The organism is Lutaonella thermophila (assembly GCF_055387725.1).
Genome location: NZ_AP043783.1, coordinates 1,292,682 through 1,307,790, shown reverse-complemented (window position 1 = coordinate 1,307,790; position 15,109 = coordinate 1,292,682). Strand labels below are relative to the sequence as shown.

Below are 15,109 nucleotides of genomic sequence, written 5' to 3'. Positions count from 1 at the left end.
ATTGTCACTAAAAAAAGCAATGTTTTAAGCTAAAATATCAGCTAAAGCTTTGTCTACAGTATTGTAGTTAAAATTAAAACCAGCTTCTATTATTTTTTTGTTTGACACTTTATGGCTTGCTAAGATTACATAAGCCATCTCTCCTAATAATAACCGTAAAAAAACCGAAGGTATTTTGGGCAGCCAAAGTGTTTTTTTTAGTTGTTTTGCAACTGTTTTTACTAATTGTTTTTGTGTAACCGGATTTGCAGCCACTGCATTGTAAACTCCGTTTAAATTATTAGTTACGGCAAACAAAAAAAGTCTGGCAATATCATTTATATGAATCCAAGATTGCCACTGTTTTCCGCTCCCAAGTGGAGCTCCCACATAATATTTAACAGGTTTAACCAAGGCTGGTAGTCCCCCTTGGTTTTTATCTAAAACCAAACCTATTCTTAACATACAAACCGACATTGAAAATTGCTTAAAACTATAAGCTGCCTTTTCCCATTGCTGTACTACTTGGGCTAAAAAAGAGTTATCTGCTTCATCATTTTCTGAATAAAATTCAGTTAAAGAGCTTGGGTAAACACCTATTGCAGAGGCAGATACCAACATTTTTATGTTGTGCTCAGGTAAACTTTGTATGGCTTTGTGTAAGGTTTTAAGAGATTGTATCCTGCTGTTTATTATTTTTTGCTTGTAAGATTTGGTCCAGCGTTTTGCAATAGTAGCTCCTGCCAAATTTATAATCGCATCTACTTTGTTAAAGCAATTCAAATCTATTTCATTATGCTCCGGGTTCCAGAAAAAACCTTTATAATTGGGTTCGTTTTGTAATTTGCTTTTTTGGGTAGTTAAGTAATGTACAGTATAATTATTAGCTAAACACAATGCTACTATTTTACTGCCTACCAAGCCGGTTGCTCCTGTTATTAATATTGTCATACTTTTTTTATTGCTCTTAACATTTCTCTTTTGCCTGGTGGTCCGGGAAGTTTTTCTACGGTGAATCCTACAGCCTGCATAGCTCTTTTTACACTTCCTTTTGCAGAATACGTAACTAAAACACCGTTAGGTTTTAATGCTTGGTACATAGTTTTAAAAATCTCTTCTGTCCATAATTCCGGTTGCACTCTGGCACCAAAAGCATCAAAATAAATTATAGTAAACTCTTGATTATAGCTAACGTCACTAAACAAACGTTTGTGTTTTTGTAAATAAAAACTAGATGAGATTTGGTGTTGGGTTTCCCAAGAAACATGATGCAATTTCTCAAAAACATGTTTGTATTTGTCTGCCTGCAATGCTTTTGCATACTCTAACAAAGAAGCTTCTTCTGTACTAACCGGGTACGCCTCTATGCCGGTATATGTTATTTGCAGATTATTTTTAACAGACTCTAAAAAAGTAATAAAAGCATTTAATCCGGTGCCAAAACCCATTTCTAAAATAGAAAGCTCTTTAGCTTCTTTAAAATAGTGCAATCCATGGTGTATAAATACATGATATGCTTCTGCTATAGCACCATGTTTAGAATGATAGTGCTCATTCCAGTCTTCTATCTTTATGGTTTTAGATCCGTCTGCTGTTGTAATAATACTTCGCTTCACTTTATTGCGCTATAAGCACTCCGTCTGCCTCAAACGAGTATGTTTTTTTGGGTGTAGTTATTTTAGCTATTTCTTCTGGTGATTGTCCGGCGTCTTCTGTATAATGGCGTTGCTCATCAACCGACATGCTATTCACAAAAGCCTTCCCATTTACAATTACCTCTTTACCTTCTATATCTTTAGGAACAAAAAAGCCATAGTCTTTAAATTTAACCATTACTTCTTGGTTATCTTCAAGCTGTAGCTTCATCCAACATCCTTTAGATTTGCATACATCTGTTACAACTGCTTTAAATTTTGTTGAGAGCGTATCTCCTTCGTTTAAGCTTTTGTAATCATTATATATTTCTGAAGTTTCTTTAGCAGATTTTGCTGTAATTTTTTCTCCAAAAGAATCATATTTTTTGCTTTCACTACATGCTATAATTGTAAGTAAAGTAAATAAAACCAATAGTTTTTTCATGTCTTGTTTAATTTTAACTTTTTAGTTATAATAATTTACAAATTAAACAAATAAAAAGCATTAGTACACTTATTATACCCTATTAATTAGTTAATTTTGCACTAAATTTTCTTACTGATGAAAAATAATTCTCTACATACAATTTTCGTTGAAAAAGTAACTCAATCCAAACTTCCCAATGTTGATTTTAAAAACCTAACTTTTGGTAAAGTTTTTACAGATCACATGTTTTTGGCAACCTATAAGAATGGCCAATGGAATGCCCCCAAAGTAGTTCCGTATCAGCCTCTTTCTTTTACTCCCGGAACAAGTGTTTTTCATTATGGGCAAGCTGTTTTTGAAGGACTTAAAGCTTATAAGGACGATGATGATAATGTTTGGTTATTTAGACCCGAAGAAAACTTTAAACGCTTAAATAAATCGGCTAAAAGACTGGCAATACCTGAAGTTCCTGAATCGTATTTTTTTGATGGTTTAAAAACATTGTTAAGCTTAGATAAAGATTGGGTGCCCAAAGGGATAGGAAATTCACTTTACATAAGACCGTTTATTATAGCAACAGAAGAAGGTGTTAAGGCTTCACCGGCGCAAGAATATATGTTTATGATTATTTGTTCGCCGGCACAATCTTACTACTCCGGTACTATTAAAGTTAGAATTGCCGAAAAGTATAGCAGAGCTGCCAAAGGTGGTTTTGGTTATGCTAAAGCTGCCGGAAATTATGGAGGTCAGTTTTACCCAACCAAGATAGCACAAGAAATGGGCTATCAACAAATTATTTGGACAGACTCTATTGCTCATGAGTATCTTGAAGAAGCCGGCACAATGAATGTATTTTTTAGAATAAACGACACCTTAATAACCAGCCCGGTTAGTGATACCATTTTAGATGGAGTTACCAGAAAAAGTGTGATTGAACTTGCTAAAGAAGAAGGGATAACTGTTGAAGTAAGACGAATTTCTGTGAATGAATTAGTAGAAGCAGCAAAAAACAATACACTTAAAGAAATGTTTGGTAGTGGCACAGCTGCAGTAATTAGCCCTATTAGTGGTTTTGGCTATAAAGAATTTGATTTTACTCTGCCTGACATTGAAGATTCGTATGCAAAACGATTAAAAAAACGATTGTTAGATATACAATACAACAAAGCTCCGGATAACTTTGGCTGGAGGCATAAAATATAAAAAAGGGAGCTTGACGCTCCCTTTTTTATTCTTGTAAAATTTTGGCTATATCGGGTTTAAAATAATTTGGCCCTTTTAAAACTTTACCATCTTCTCTGTAAATTGGCTTACCGTCTTCTCCTAATTTACTCATATTACTTCGTTGAATTTCTGTAAAAACCTCCTCTATTTTATCTTGTAAGCCATGCTCAATAATAGTTCCGCAAAGTATATAAAGCATATCGCCTAACGCATCGGCTACTTCGGCTAAATCTCCGTTATTTGCAGCTTGTAAATACTCCTCGTTTTCTTCTTTCATTAAATTGTATCTGAGTGTATTTTTTGCAACACCTAAATTAGCAACCGGACTTGTTTTTACTCCTAAACCAAAAGCTTCGTGAAACTTTTTTACAGCCTCTATTTTATCTTTCATAAGCGTTTTATTTTTTAATAGATGGTATAGTTATTATTTTCGCACAAAATATACAATATGTTTACCAGTGGTCAGTTAGTATTTGCAATATTTTTTGTCATCGCTTTTACTTTAATAATTGTTGTTAGTTATAAAAAAGACAAAAAATTACATACTAAACATTATAAAGGTGCTTTTTGGGTTTTAATAGGTTTCGTGGTGTTTATGGCAATTTTATTAGCTATTAAATACTATCTTAAAAATTAACGCGTTATATAATTGACAATTAGCTTAATAGTAAAATATTTTTAATTTTTTTCTTACATTTTTTTTTTAGAAAATAAAAAGAGCTAATTTTGTTCTGTGGTTAAAATTTTAAAAAGCAATGATGACATTCTTAACAGTATTATTAGTGCTGGTAGTATTAAATGTGGTTCTTCTAATTTTCAGTGTAAATGCTGCCAAGCCATCTCCTAAAAAAGAGAAAACGTATATTTTTAGCGTTAAACAAAACGAACTTTCTGAACGTAAACTAAACGATTTAAAGAAAGCTGTTTAATGCTTTTATTAAGCTAACCATTCTCTTGTATTTACAATTTTTAACTTAGTTTTAAAAATTGCGGCTCTTCTTTTGTATTTTCCAATTCTGATTTTTATTCTTTTTTTAATGTACACTACACTTGAAAAAAGTAGCTTTTTGTGTATCTTAGACTAGCTTTTTAAAAACCACGTACCTGCATGAAATTCTTAAAATACTTACTGTTTTTAATACTTCTTGTAATAATTATAGGTTCTATAATTATAGCTGTTCAGCCCTCAGATTTTAATGTATCGAGAACAAAAACAATAAATGCTCCACAAGCAGTACTATATAACCAAATAAATGATTTGAAAAATTGGCCTTCTTGGTCGCCCTGGCTAGAAAAAGAGCCCGAGGCTAAACTTACGTATGCCAAAACTACAGAAGGTGTTGGTGCTAGTTATAGTTGGGAAGGAGATCTATTAGGTAACGGCTCTATTAAAACCATTTACAGTACGCAAGACTCTATAGCTCAACATATTTATTTTGGAGAAGATACAACCCCATCTACAATTTACTGGAAATTGAGTCCGGAAAATAATCAAACTAATGTTACTTGGGGTATAACCGGCACGAGTAGCTTTTTTGAAAAAGCTTATGTATTATTTAATGGCGGGATGGACAAAATAATTGGTAATGATTATGAAAGAGGGCTTGAAAAACTTGATAGTGTTGTTACAACAAGTATGAATAAATTTAGCATTTCTGTTAACGGAATTACAGAATATGGTGGCGGTTTTTACTTGTATAAAACAACATCGGCAACTGCTTCGAATATTAGCAATACTATGGCAGAGCAGTATGGTGCTCTTAGCAACTTTTTAAACAAACATAACATTACCCCTACCGGTATGCCTTTTACTATTTATTTAGAAATGAATGCTGAAAATGGAAATGTAATTATGAGCAATGCCATACCGGTAAAAGAACGTATTATTGTTACCGGAGACAGTAATATTTTATGTGGTTATATGCCTAAATTAAAAGTTTTAAAAACAACCTTAAAAGGTAATTATACGCATCTTGGTAAAGCTTGGGAAGCAGCAAGAGATTACATATCTGAAAACAATTTAGAGCCTGCAGAAGAATACCCCTTTGAAATTTATACTAACGATCCTGGAGATTACCCAAATCCGGCAGATTGGGTAACAGAAATTTACATTCCTATTAAATAACAAAATGAAACAGGCCCTTTTAGTATTTATTGGTGGCGGTATTGGAAGTGTTTTACGATACCTGTTGGGAAAGCATTTAAATCTTGCATCGTTTAAAATTCCGTATGGCACATTTACAGCAAATATTATTGGGTGCTTTCTAATAGGATTGGTTATGGGCTATGCTCTTAAAACCAATTGGCTATCACAAAATCACATTTTATTTTTAGCTACAGGACTTTGTGGAGGTTTTACAACATTCTCTGCTTTTGCTTACGAAAACACGTTTCTGCTTAAAAATGGCGACTTCACTACAGCACTGCTATACGTATGTGCCAGCACAATTATAGGAATTGCTGTTACTTTTTTAGGTTTTTACATTAGTAAATAATTACTTATTCCAGGCTTTCATTCCTGCTTTAACAGCAATAGGTAAATAATTTTCTGAAGGCACAATTGGGCACGAATATTTTGGATTATATACGCAATATGGGTTATACGCCTTATTAAAATCTAATGTTATAGAGTCTGATACAGGAATAGATAAATTTATATACCTACCACCTGCATACGTTTCATTACCGTTAGTTTTATCTGTAAAGGGCAAAAACAAATAATCCTTATATTCTTCTGAGAGCAAAAGCTCTTGATTTTGATACACATTTAGTTTAAACGTTTCTCCTTTTAGTTTAAAATGTACTTCACCATACTTTTTATATTCTGGAGTTCTGCCGGTAGTGGTTGGCATAAAAAAAGGCAGCTCATTAGGAGTACTTATAAATTTAGCCTTAACAACATAGGAAGTATCTGGCTCAAAAAAAGGCAACGAAACAAAGTCTTTTCTATCTTTTTCAAGCAACGGAGATGTTGTAGCATTCTTAAACTCAGCATTTGTTTTATCTTGAAACTCATAAATATCTTTAAGCAAAGTGCTACTTGTTACTTTTTCCTTATGAGTAACTGTTTTATGGTATTGTTTATCAGACTTACAGGAAAACAACAATGTGCACATTATTATGTACACAACTGTTATTTTTTTAAATTTAATTATGGTTAAAAACATTTTTGTATAGCTTTGCTTAAATTAAATAAGTATGACAATAACTACTTTATATACCCAAAAACAATCAGGCGTTGTTGTGTGTAGGTATCTGCTGTAGTTATTCTATCATAAGAAAATAGTATTAAACACAGCCCGGAAAATACCCGGGCTTATTTAGTTTTAATACCCAGACCAAAAATATGAAAAAATTATACCTAAGTTATTTAAGTTCTTTCTCCGGATTATCTACTGAGGTTTGGTGGTTAGCATTAATAACACTAATAAACCGGGCAGGTACAATGGTAATACCTTTCTTGTCTTTGTATTTAACTAAAGATTTGAATTTTACTTTATCAGATGTAGGCTGGATTATGTCTTGTTTTGGGTTGGGTTCTGTTGTAGGTTCGTGGTTAGGCGGAAAACTGACCGATAAAATTGGGTATTACAAAGTAATGGCAGTAAGTTTATTTGCTACCGGTTTGCTTTTTGTACTGGTACAATTTTTAACAACTTTTTATTTACTATGTATCGGTATTTTTGTTTTAATGTCTGTAGCCGATTCCTTTAGGCCTGCACTTTTTGTTGCTCTTAGCGCTTATAGCAAACCTGAAAATAAAACCCGATCGGTTACCCTTATACGATTGGCTATTAACTTAGGTTTTTCTGCCGGACCTGCAATTGGCGGTATAATCATAACCACTATTGGTTATAACGGATTATTTTGGATAGACGGATTAACCTGTATTGCTGCTGCTTTTGTACTGCTTAATGTACTGCACCCAAAAAAGACTAGAATTTTAGACGAAGTAAAAAACACCAACCCGGCCTCTGTTTATAAAGATATTCCCTATTGGATGTTTTTTATAAGCATGGTTTTATTCGGATTAGCCTTTTTACAATATTTCTCTACCATGCCTATTTACTACAAAGACGTTCATAAACTAACCGAGCTGGAAATTGGTTTACTTTTAGGAATGAATGGCTTTTTAATTTTTGCATTAGAAATGCCCTTAGTTAAATTTTTAGAATACTCAAAATGGTCTAAAATCGGAATTGTAATTCTGGGAGTCGTATTAACTGCCTTTAGCTTTTTAGTGTTAAATATTGCTTCATGGAAAGGTGTATTGGTTATAGGCATGTTATTAATGACCGTTGGAGAAATGATTGCTTTTCCTTTCTCCAATGCATTTGCTATGGATAGAGCCAGAAGAGGTAACCAAGGAGAGTACATGGCACTTTATAGTATTTCTTTCTCTATTGCGCATATTTTTGGGCACAACACCGGAATGCAGTTTGTAAATAAATTTGGGTTCGAGAACACTTGGTATTTTGTTACACTTTTAATGATTGTTTGTGTTATTACTTTACTAATTTTAAAACAATTATTAAACAAAGAAAAAATATAACATCGTGAGAAATATAATATTAGGCATTTGCTTACTGTTAACAGTAATAAGTTGTGGCGAGAAAAAATCTAATAACAAAAATGCTAAAGCATCTGCTACACAAATACAATCATATAAACCCAATTTAAATCCAAATGCCTACAACGTAGGCTTTTTAATTATGGATGGTGTGTATAATACAGAGTTAACTGCTCCTTTCGATATTTTTCAGCATACAAAATTTAGAGAAGGTATTAAGCCTATGAATGTTTTTACTGTTGCAAATACCAACAATCCTATCATAACTTTTGAAGGATTACGAATTTTACCGGACTTTAATTACACGACCGACTCTATCCCTAAAATAGACATACTTGTTGTTCCTAGTGCAGAGCACCATTTAGATACCGATTTGCAAGACACTATTATGATAAATTTTGTGAAACGCACAGCACAACAAGCCAGTTTTGTTACATCGCATTGTGATGGAGCTTTTGTATTAGCTAAAGCCGGCTTATTAAATAATGTAGTATCTACCACTTTCCCATCAGACATAGATAAAATGAAAGCTATGTTTCCCGAATTAGATATCAGAAAAAATGTGCTTTTTGTACATGACGGTAAGTATATAACTTCTGCCGGTGGAGCTAAAAGTTTTGAAGCCGCTTTGTATTTGTGCGAATTATTATACGGTAAAGAGATTGCAGAAAGCTTAGCAAAAGGGTTGGTTATTAATTGGGACCTTCAAAAAATACCACATCTAATTATAAAATAATCAACTATTTACCTACATTTATAACACATTACTTTTTAATCAACCAAAATGAAAATTATAAAACTACTGGTGCTAATAGTACATTTAGCACTGGTAACCTCTGTAACTGCTCAAGATTATTTCTTAGAGAAATACGAACCCTACAATCAACAAATTCCTACTCCCGAAGCCTTTTTAGGATACCCGATTGGAAGTCAGCACACTAGACACGATTTAATTGTAGCCTATTTTAACAAACTTGCAGAACTATCAGACAAAGCAAGTATAACTGTTTACGGCAAAACCCACGAAAACAGGCATTTGGTAATGCTAACCATTACATTTCCCGAACATTTAAATAATTTAAGTTCGTTAAAAGAGCAGCATTTGGCTTATACAAACCCTTCGGAAACGCCTACATCGGCTCCAGCTCTTCCTATTTTTATTCAATTAGGTTATAATGTTCACGGTAACGAGCCATCCAGTGCAGAGGCTGCTATGCTTACGGCATATACTTTAGTCGCATCTAATAACAATACAATACTATCTTACTTGCAAAACGCTGTTGTTTTTATAGACCCAACCATTAATCCTGACGGCAGAGATAGGCATACACAATGGGCTAATCAATTTAAAGCTAATCCGTTGGTTTCAGACCCTTTAGATGCTGAACATAATGAGGGTTGGCCAAGAGGAAGAACCAATCATTATTGGTTTGATTTAAATAGAGATTGGCTACTTGCTATTAATCCTGAAAGTAGAGGAAAATTAAAATGGTATCATGAATGGTATCCTAATGTTGTAACAGATTTTCATGAAATGGGAACCAACAGCCATTACTTTTTTGAACCTATGAAACCCATCGGTTCTAAAGAACCCCTAATGCCAAAAGAAAATTATGAAGATTTAAATTCGATTTTTGCCAATTATTTTGTGAAAGATTTAGATAGCATTGGGGCTTTGTATTTTACTAAAGAAGCCTTTGATGGCACTTATCCCGGCTACGGATCATCTTACCCGGATTTACAAGGTGCTTTAGCACTATTGTTTGAGCAAGCTAGCTCTAGAGGTCATTTACAAGACACGCATTACGGCACCATTTCTTTTCCGTTTACTATTAGAAATCAATACATCTCTAGCTTAGCAACCATTCGGGCTGCCGTAGAAAACAAAGAAAGGTTAAGAGCTTATCAACATAAATTTTTTAAAACTGCCATTTCACAAAAACCAACTTCTGGAGCTGTAGCCTATAAATTTTCTATCACTTCTGATTTTAACAGAGCAAAAGCTTTTTTAGATAAATTATTGCTTCATAAAATTAAAGTATACAATTTAGGAGATGATTTTTTTGTACCGTTACAACAAGAACAAAGAAGAATGGTACAAACTGTATTTGAAACTTATAAAACGTACCGTGATAGTGTATTTTATGATGCTTCTGCTTGGAGTTTAACTAATTTTTATAACATAGCTTATGCACCACAAAAATCTTATAGTGATAATGTTTTAATAACAACAACAGAGAATATTTTAAACTACCCAAAAGTAACAAAAGCAAATTATGCTTACATATTGGATTGGACCGATTACAATGCCCATGCTGTTGTTAATTACTTACAAAACAATAAAGTTAAAGTTGCTTCGGCTTTAAAACCATTCAGCATTAATACAAACAGAGGAGTTAAAAGTTTTGGTTATGGCAGTATTTTAATTCCGGTGAGTATGCAATCCATAGAGCCAACCAAATTATTTGATATTATTAATAGCGCTCAACAAAAGTTTAACGCTCCTTTATATGCTGTAAATACAGGTTTTAGCAACACCGGAATAGATTTAGGAAGTAGAAACTTTAGTGTTTTAAAACAACCAAAAGCAGCTTTATTAATTGGTAATGGGGTTAACTCTTACGAAGCTGGAGAAGTCTGGCATTTGTTAGATACCAGAGTTCATATGCCAATTACCAAAATGCAAATTCACACTTTTAAAAGAGCCTCATTAGACAAATACAATGTATTGGTTATGGTCTCCGGAAGTTATGCTGATTTGAACCAACCTGAAATAGATAAAATTAAAGATTGGGTAGCTAAAGGTAACACGTTAATTACAATTGCAGGCGCATGTAACTGGGCAATAAAAAACAAGCTTGTTTCTGAAAAAATTAACGATAAAGAAAAAGATACGCTTACAAAAAGATTGCCATATGTTGAAGCTTCAGAACACTTAGGGAGAGAGCGTTTGGGTGGTGCTATTGTGCAGGTAGATTTAGATATTTCTCATCCGGTTGGTTTTGGTTATACCTCTAAACTTTTACCGGTTTACAAAAACAACACTGTGTTTATTGCGCCCAGTAAAAACTCATATGCTACCGTAGCACAATACACTAAAAGTCCGCATATTGATGGTTTTATATCTGCTAAAAATATAGATCAGTTAAAGAAATCAGCTTCAATTATAGTGTCTAAAGTAGGTTCCGGTAAGGTTGTTCTATTTGCAGATAATCCTAATTTTAGAGGGTCTTGGTATGGCACAAACAAGCTATTTTTAAATGCAATGTTTTTAGGAAATCTCATTAGAGTACCTTAACAATTGCCAATATTATATAAAGATGAAAAACATATTTTTACTAGTAACTCTTTCCTTTTGCTTTTTAGGGATTAGTCAAAATCAACACACCGGAGACGGTCCGTTTAATCAATTAATAATTAGAGGTGTTACTTTAATTAACGGAGATGGTGCACCACCGAGAGGTCCGATAGATATTGTTGTAGAAAACAATACCATTACAGCCATACAAGTTGTTGGTTACCCGGGGGTTGAAATTAAAAACAGTAATAGACCAAAACTTAAGCCCGGCGGAAAAGAGTTAGATGTTTCCGGAATGTATCTCTTGCCAGGCTTTATTGATATGCACGGTCATATAGGTGGTATAGCTCAAGGTGCAGAACCCGAATATGTTTTTAAACTTTGGATGGCACATGGTATCACCACGGTTAGAGAACCCAGCGGACGTGGTGTAGATTTTACACTAAGTTTAAAACAAAAAAGTGCCAACAACCAAATTGTTGCACCTAGAATTTTTGCCTATACCGGTTTTGGTCAGGGAAGTAGTAAACCCATCAGCACAGCAGAACAAGCAAGAGCTTGGGTTAGAGAAAATGCAAAAAAGGGAGCAGACGGAATTAAATTTTTTGGTGCAGAACCTGAAATTATGAAAGCTGCTTTAGATGAAAACAAAAAATTAGGGTTGCGCTCTGCCTGTCACCATGCTCAATTAAGTGTTGCTCGATGGAACGTATTACACTCTGCACGAGCAGGTTTAACTACTATGGAACATTGGTACGGACTTCCCGAAGCGCTCTTTAATGACAAAACCGTGCAGCATTACCCATTAAACTACAATTACCAAAACGAACAACATAGATTTGAAGAAGCCGGCAAACTTTGGGAACAAGCTGCAGTACCTTACTCTGAACATTGGAACAATGTAATGAATGAGCTTTTAGCATTAGATTTTACTTTAGATCCAACCTTTAATATTTACGAAGCAAGTAGAGATTTACATAGAGCCCGTAGAGCAGAGTGGCATGAAGAATACACCTTACCGTCTTTGTGGAAATTTTATGAGCCAAGTAAAATATCACATGGCAGCTATTGGCACTATTGGGGTACAGAACAAGAAGTTGCCTGGAAAAACAATTATAAGCTATGGATGACCTTTGTAAACGAATATAAAAACAGAGGAGGTAGAGTTACCGTAGGATCAGATTCCGGATTTATTTACCAACTTTATGGCTTTTCTTACGTTAGAGAGTTAGAATTGTTACGCGAAGCAGGTTTTCATCCGTTAGAAGTAATAAGAGCAGCTACTTTAAATGGAGCAGAAGCGCTGGGTTGGGATCATAAAATAGGAAGTGTACAAGTAGGAAAATTGGCTGATTTTGTTATTGTAGAAGTAAATCCGTTAGAGAATTTAAAATCGCTTTACGGTACCGGAGCTATTAAACTTACAGAGACAAACCAAATAGTTAGAGTTGGTGGAGTAAAATATACTATAAAAGACGGTATTATTTACGATGCTAAAAAACTTTTATCTGAAGTTAAAGCTATGGTAAATGTAGAAAAAGCAAAAAACAATTGGAAACTAAAACAACCCGGAAAACAATAAATTTTACAGTTTGTTAATCGGCTTATTTTCTACAACCTGAGAAAGTACAATTTGTGTTTTTGTCTCTCCATAAGTTATTAGTTTATCTATAAATTGCTCTAAATGTTTTTGATTTTTTAAAACAACCTCAAGTACAATATTTTCGTTGCCGGTTACACGATAGCAGTTTATAACCTCTTCTAAGTTTTTAACCATTTCTAAAAAAGGCTTTAATCTCCCCATAAATGCCCTTAAAGTAATTATTGCTTTAAGTTGATAGCCAATGTCGTAATATGAAACAGTAGCAGAATATCCTTTTATAATACCACTATCTTCAAGTTTTTTTATTCGTTCTGAAACTGCAGGCGAAGTAAGCCCTACTCTTCTGCCAATCTCTGCATTGGTAAGTCTTGCATTTAATTGCAACTCTTTTAAAATCTGCCAGTCTATCTTATCTTTTATCATTTAAAATTAATTAACACTTTTTAACCTATGTTTTAAACTAAAATATGCATTTTACTTTATATTTAAAAGCGTTATCGGTTTTTCTACTCGTAATTTTGTATTAGAAAAAGCAATGATGACTTCAGATTATTCATATAGTCCTGAGTATAACAACGTACACCAATTAAAAGTGTACCAAAAGGCTATTTCTGTTTTTAAATTAAGTAGAGCCTTGGCAGCCTTTATTTCAGATAATAAATCGGTTTTAGCAATGCACAGATCTAAAAATAAAACCGACAGGTATGCTATTAATTTGGTTATGGACGCTATGAGTTTAGCTCCAAAAATTGCTTTAGTTACTACATCCTATAGTAAAAAAATAAAAAAAAGAAGATTAAAAGCTCTCAAACAAATAAGTAATAAGCTTAATACTTATTGTGATTATTTAGAACAAAACTATCAACAATCTAAAGAGTATATTGCAGTTTTAAGAAAAGAAATATCTGATTTTTCTAAAGAGCGTTCTTATTGGGAGAATTCATTATAATTTTCAATTAATTTTTTAAACCTCGCTTTTTTGTGATATTCATTAAAAACAACATCAGATTTTATTTTTTTTACACTAATTCCCAACTCTAACGCTTTTTCAAGATTATAATACATTAATTTGTGATTTTTTAATTCTGCATATCGTTTTGCTATTCTAAAATAAGGGTAGGCTTTCTTTGGAAATTGTATTACTAGCAATTTATCACAGTATAAAGCCCTTTTTTTATCATTAATTAAGCTATAAGAAAAAGATGTTTCTATTGCTAGTGCATAAAGCCTATACCTTATTCTCTTAGCCATTTTGTTAAATAAAGTATTTGAGTTGTTTAGATATTTTTCATCTAATTTTTTTAACTCATCTGTCCACCATCTAAAGTTATCCTCGCTATCTGCCAATAAAACTTCAATATTAAATTTGTTTATGAAGCTCTCTACTAAAGTGTTTTCTATTTCTACAATATATTTTACTTTTTTATTTTGTTCTTCATAATCACTTGTTTTCTCTATGTTTTTAATTTTAGTATTTAAAGAATCTGTATTTATAATTTTAGAATAAATTTTATTAACCTGTTTTAATTGAAAAATAGCTTCAACTAAATTATTATTCTTAATCTCTGTATTTATTCTTTTGATAGCATCTTTGTATGTCTTTAAAACAAAATCCATTTCAAATAAAGAAGAATCATCTACTATTCGATTTATTTTGAACCAAATAAACGCCTGGTCAATTTCTTTACTTGATGGCCATTGATGACCTCCAGAAAAAGTTATAAGAGTATTATCTATTTCATGTTTATCTAAATAAAATTTTGCATTATACATTTCTTGGTAATTCATATCTTCATCCCCAACAACACCTACATATTTAAAACTTGATGTGTGATTTGGAGTGAAGTCTTTTATTTTAGATTCAAAAGATGCTCCACAACCTATCACCCCATAAAAACTATTTGTTAAGCATGCAATAGCAGATGCCATCCTAGAGCCTCCAGAAAATCCTGCAAGGTACTTTTCCTTGTCATTAACTTTAAAAGTCGAAAACACCGACTCAAACAGCCTGTTGGCTATTTCAAAGTTTTTATCGTAAGGTCCATTTTTTGCATCATTAGTTGCGATTAAAATTAATCCGAATTTTTCTGAAGTTTCTTTAAAAACGTTGATCGCTGTTTTTCCACTTCCAGAAGGATCAAAAATAAAAAGTATTGGAGAAAGTGAATCTTTGTTAAAAGTTGTGGGAAGGTATAAACTATAACTTTCATTAATAGCGTCTGAGATTAGTACTTTTGGGATAACTTTTCCCTTATAAAAAACATCTTGTGAAAAAGATATAATAGGAATAAAAATAAATACATAAAGTAGTCTGTACAAACCATTTGCTTTTTATAAAAATACTAAATGTGTTTCTAAAAGTTGTTAATTATAA

Annotated in this window: 16 protein-coding genes; 9 read left to right on the top strand and 7 right to left on the bottom strand. The window is 32.8% G+C overall.

What is annotated here, in order from left to right; genetic code table 11:
- Window positions 1-24 precede the first annotated feature (24 nt).
- From ACZ5CF_RS06050 to ACZ5CF_RS06040, 3 genes are read right to left on the bottom strand one after another with little or no spacing between them, the layout of a single operon-like run.
- A complete protein-coding gene (locus ACZ5CF_RS06050) occupies window positions 25-930 on the bottom strand; it encodes a TIGR01777 family oxidoreductase (RefSeq protein WP_464578254.1) in 906 nt (301 codons plus the stop codon).
- Window positions 927-1,595 (bottom strand): tRNA (5-methylaminomethyl-2-thiouridine)(34)-methyltransferase MnmC2, encoded by a 669-nt coding sequence (gene mnmC2, locus ACZ5CF_RS06045; RefSeq protein WP_464578253.1) that lies wholly within the window; start codon window positions 1,593-1,595, stop codon window positions 927-929. Before mnmC2 ends, ACZ5CF_RS06050 begins: the two co-directional genes overlap by 4 nt.
- Window position 1,596: 1 nt before the next feature.
- Entirely contained in the window at window positions 1,597-2,058 is a 462-nt protein-coding gene (locus ACZ5CF_RS06040; protein WP_464578252.1) for a DUF4920 domain-containing protein, read from the bottom strand.
- 117 nt (window positions 2,059-2,175) lie between these two features.
- On the opposite strand from ACZ5CF_RS06040, the gene ACZ5CF_RS06035 reads away from it, so the two are divergent.
- Entirely contained in the window at window positions 2,176-3,243 is a 1,068-nt protein-coding gene (locus tag ACZ5CF_RS06035) for a branched-chain amino acid aminotransferase (protein ID WP_464578251.1), read from the top strand.
- 25 nt (window positions 3,244-3,268) lie between these two features.
- Here ACZ5CF_RS06035 and ACZ5CF_RS06030 read toward each other — a convergent pair whose 3' ends face one another.
- Complete coding sequence (locus tag ACZ5CF_RS06030) at window positions 3,269-3,655, bottom strand: pyrophosphohydrolase domain-containing protein (RefSeq protein ID WP_464578250.1); 387 nt, start codon at window positions 3,653-3,655, stop codon at window positions 3,269-3,271.
- Window positions 3,656-4,019: 364 nt separating this feature from the next.
- Here ACZ5CF_RS06030 and ACZ5CF_RS06025 point away from each other — a divergent pair, with 364 nt between their 5' ends.
- From ACZ5CF_RS06025 to crcB, 3 genes are all read left to right on the top strand, one after another.
- Window positions 4,020-4,193 (top strand): hypothetical protein, encoded by a 174-nt coding sequence (locus ACZ5CF_RS06025; RefSeq protein ID WP_464578248.1) that lies wholly within the window; start codon window positions 4,020-4,022, stop codon window positions 4,191-4,193.
- Between the two features lie 179 nt (window positions 4,194-4,372).
- Window positions 4,373-5,389 carry an SRPBCC family protein gene (locus ACZ5CF_RS06020; RefSeq protein ID WP_464578247.1) on the top strand — a complete coding sequence of 339 codons (1,017 nt, stop codon included), beginning with the start codon at window positions 4,373-4,375 and terminating at the stop codon, window positions 5,387-5,389.
- A 4-nt stretch (window positions 5,390-5,393) separates the two neighbouring features.
- The gene (gene crcB, locus ACZ5CF_RS06015; RefSeq protein ID WP_464578245.1) at window positions 5,394-5,759 is read left to right on the top strand and encodes a fluoride efflux transporter CrcB; all 366 of its coding nucleotides are present in this window, start codon (window positions 5,394-5,396) and stop codon (window positions 5,757-5,759) included.
- Here crcB and ACZ5CF_RS06010 read toward each other — a convergent pair whose 3' ends face one another.
- Window positions 5,760-6,431: a DUF1684 domain-containing protein gene (locus ACZ5CF_RS06010; RefSeq protein WP_464578244.1), complete on the bottom strand. Its 672-nt coding sequence runs from the start codon at window positions 6,429-6,431 to the stop codon at window positions 5,760-5,762.
- Between the two features lie 179 nt (window positions 6,432-6,610).
- Here ACZ5CF_RS06010 and ACZ5CF_RS06005 point away from each other — a divergent pair, with 179 nt between their 5' ends.
- From ACZ5CF_RS06005 to ACZ5CF_RS05990, 4 genes are read left to right on the top strand one after another with little or no spacing between them, the layout of a single operon-like run.
- The gene (locus ACZ5CF_RS06005) at window positions 6,611-7,816 is read left to right on the top strand and encodes an MFS transporter (protein WP_464578243.1); all 1,206 of its coding nucleotides are present in this window, start codon (window positions 6,611-6,613) and stop codon (window positions 7,814-7,816) included.
- Window positions 7,817-7,820: 4 nt separating this feature from the next.
- Complete coding sequence (locus tag ACZ5CF_RS06000) at window positions 7,821-8,570, top strand: DJ-1/PfpI family protein (protein WP_464578242.1); 750 nt, start codon at window positions 7,821-7,823, stop codon at window positions 8,568-8,570.
- Window positions 8,571-8,618: 48 nt separating this feature from the next.
- Entirely contained in the window at window positions 8,619-11,132 is a 2,514-nt protein-coding gene (locus ACZ5CF_RS05995) for a M14 family zinc carboxypeptidase (protein WP_464578241.1), read from the top strand.
- A gap of 22 nt (window positions 11,133-11,154) precedes the next feature.
- The gene (locus ACZ5CF_RS05990; protein WP_464578240.1) at window positions 11,155-12,714 is read left to right on the top strand and encodes an amidohydrolase family protein; all 1,560 of its coding nucleotides are present in this window, start codon (window positions 11,155-11,157) and stop codon (window positions 12,712-12,714) included.
- A 3-nt stretch (window positions 12,715-12,717) separates the two neighbouring features.
- Here the strand turns inward: ACZ5CF_RS05990 and ACZ5CF_RS05985 are convergent, their stop codons facing one another.
- Window positions 12,718-13,158, bottom strand: a complete 441-nt coding sequence (locus ACZ5CF_RS05985) for an Lrp/AsnC family transcriptional regulator (RefSeq protein ID WP_464578239.1) — start codon at window positions 13,156-13,158, stop codon at window positions 12,718-12,720.
- A gap of 112 nt (window positions 13,159-13,270) precedes the next feature.
- Here ACZ5CF_RS05985 and ACZ5CF_RS05980 point away from each other — a divergent pair, with 112 nt between their 5' ends.
- Window positions 13,271-13,684: a hypothetical protein gene (locus ACZ5CF_RS05980; protein WP_464578238.1), complete on the top strand. Its 414-nt coding sequence runs from the start codon at window positions 13,271-13,273 to the stop codon at window positions 13,682-13,684.
- On the opposite strand, the gene ACZ5CF_RS05975 is transcribed toward ACZ5CF_RS05980, so the two are convergent.
- Complete coding sequence (locus tag ACZ5CF_RS05975) at window positions 13,663-15,054, bottom strand: alpha/beta hydrolase (protein ID WP_464578237.1); 1,392 nt, start codon at window positions 15,052-15,054, stop codon at window positions 13,663-13,665. The genes ACZ5CF_RS05980 and ACZ5CF_RS05975 overlap by 22 nt on opposite strands.
- Window positions 15,055-15,109: the final 55 nt, after the last annotated feature.

Excerpts from the sequence above, each read along its gene's own strand:
- ACZ5CF_RS06050 (WP_464578254.1), bottom strand. The coding sequence starts at position 930 with ATGACAATATTAATAACAGGAGCAACCGGCTTGGTAGGCAGTAAAATA.
- ACZ5CF_RS06040 (WP_464578252.1), bottom strand. The coding sequence starts at position 2,058 with ATGAAAAAACTATTGGTTTTATTTACTTTACTTACAATTATAGCATGT.
- ACZ5CF_RS06035 (WP_464578251.1), top strand. The coding sequence starts at position 2,176 with ATGAAAAATAATTCTCTACATACAATTTTCGTTGAAAAAGTAACTCAA.
- ACZ5CF_RS06030 (WP_464578250.1), bottom strand. The coding sequence starts at position 3,655 with ATGAAAGATAAAATAGAGGCTGTAAAAAAGTTTCACGAAGCTTTTGGT.
- ACZ5CF_RS06025 (WP_464578248.1), top strand. The coding sequence starts at position 4,020 with ATGATGACATTCTTAACAGTATTATTAGTGCTGGTAGTATTAAATGTG.
- ACZ5CF_RS06020 (WP_464578247.1), top strand. The coding sequence starts at position 4,373 with ATGAAATTCTTAAAATACTTACTGTTTTTAATACTTCTTGTAATAATT.
- crcB (WP_464578245.1), top strand. The coding sequence starts at position 5,394 with ATGAAACAGGCCCTTTTAGTATTTATTGGTGGCGGTATTGGAAGTGTT.
- ACZ5CF_RS06010 (WP_464578244.1), bottom strand. The coding sequence starts at position 6,431 with ATGTTTTTAACCATAATTAAATTTAAAAAAATAACAGTTGTGTACATA.
- ACZ5CF_RS06005 (WP_464578243.1), top strand. The coding sequence starts at position 6,611 with ATGAAAAAATTATACCTAAGTTATTTAAGTTCTTTCTCCGGATTATCT.
- ACZ5CF_RS05995 (WP_464578241.1), top strand. The coding sequence starts at position 8,619 with ATGAAAATTATAAAACTACTGGTGCTAATAGTACATTTAGCACTGGTA.
- ACZ5CF_RS05990 (WP_464578240.1), top strand. The coding sequence starts at position 11,155 with ATGAAAAACATATTTTTACTAGTAACTCTTTCCTTTTGCTTTTTAGGG.
- ACZ5CF_RS05985 (WP_464578239.1), bottom strand. The coding sequence starts at position 13,158 with ATGATAAAAGATAAGATAGACTGGCAGATTTTAAAAGAGTTGCAATTA.
- ACZ5CF_RS05980 (WP_464578238.1), top strand. The coding sequence starts at position 13,271 with ATGATGACTTCAGATTATTCATATAGTCCTGAGTATAACAACGTACAC.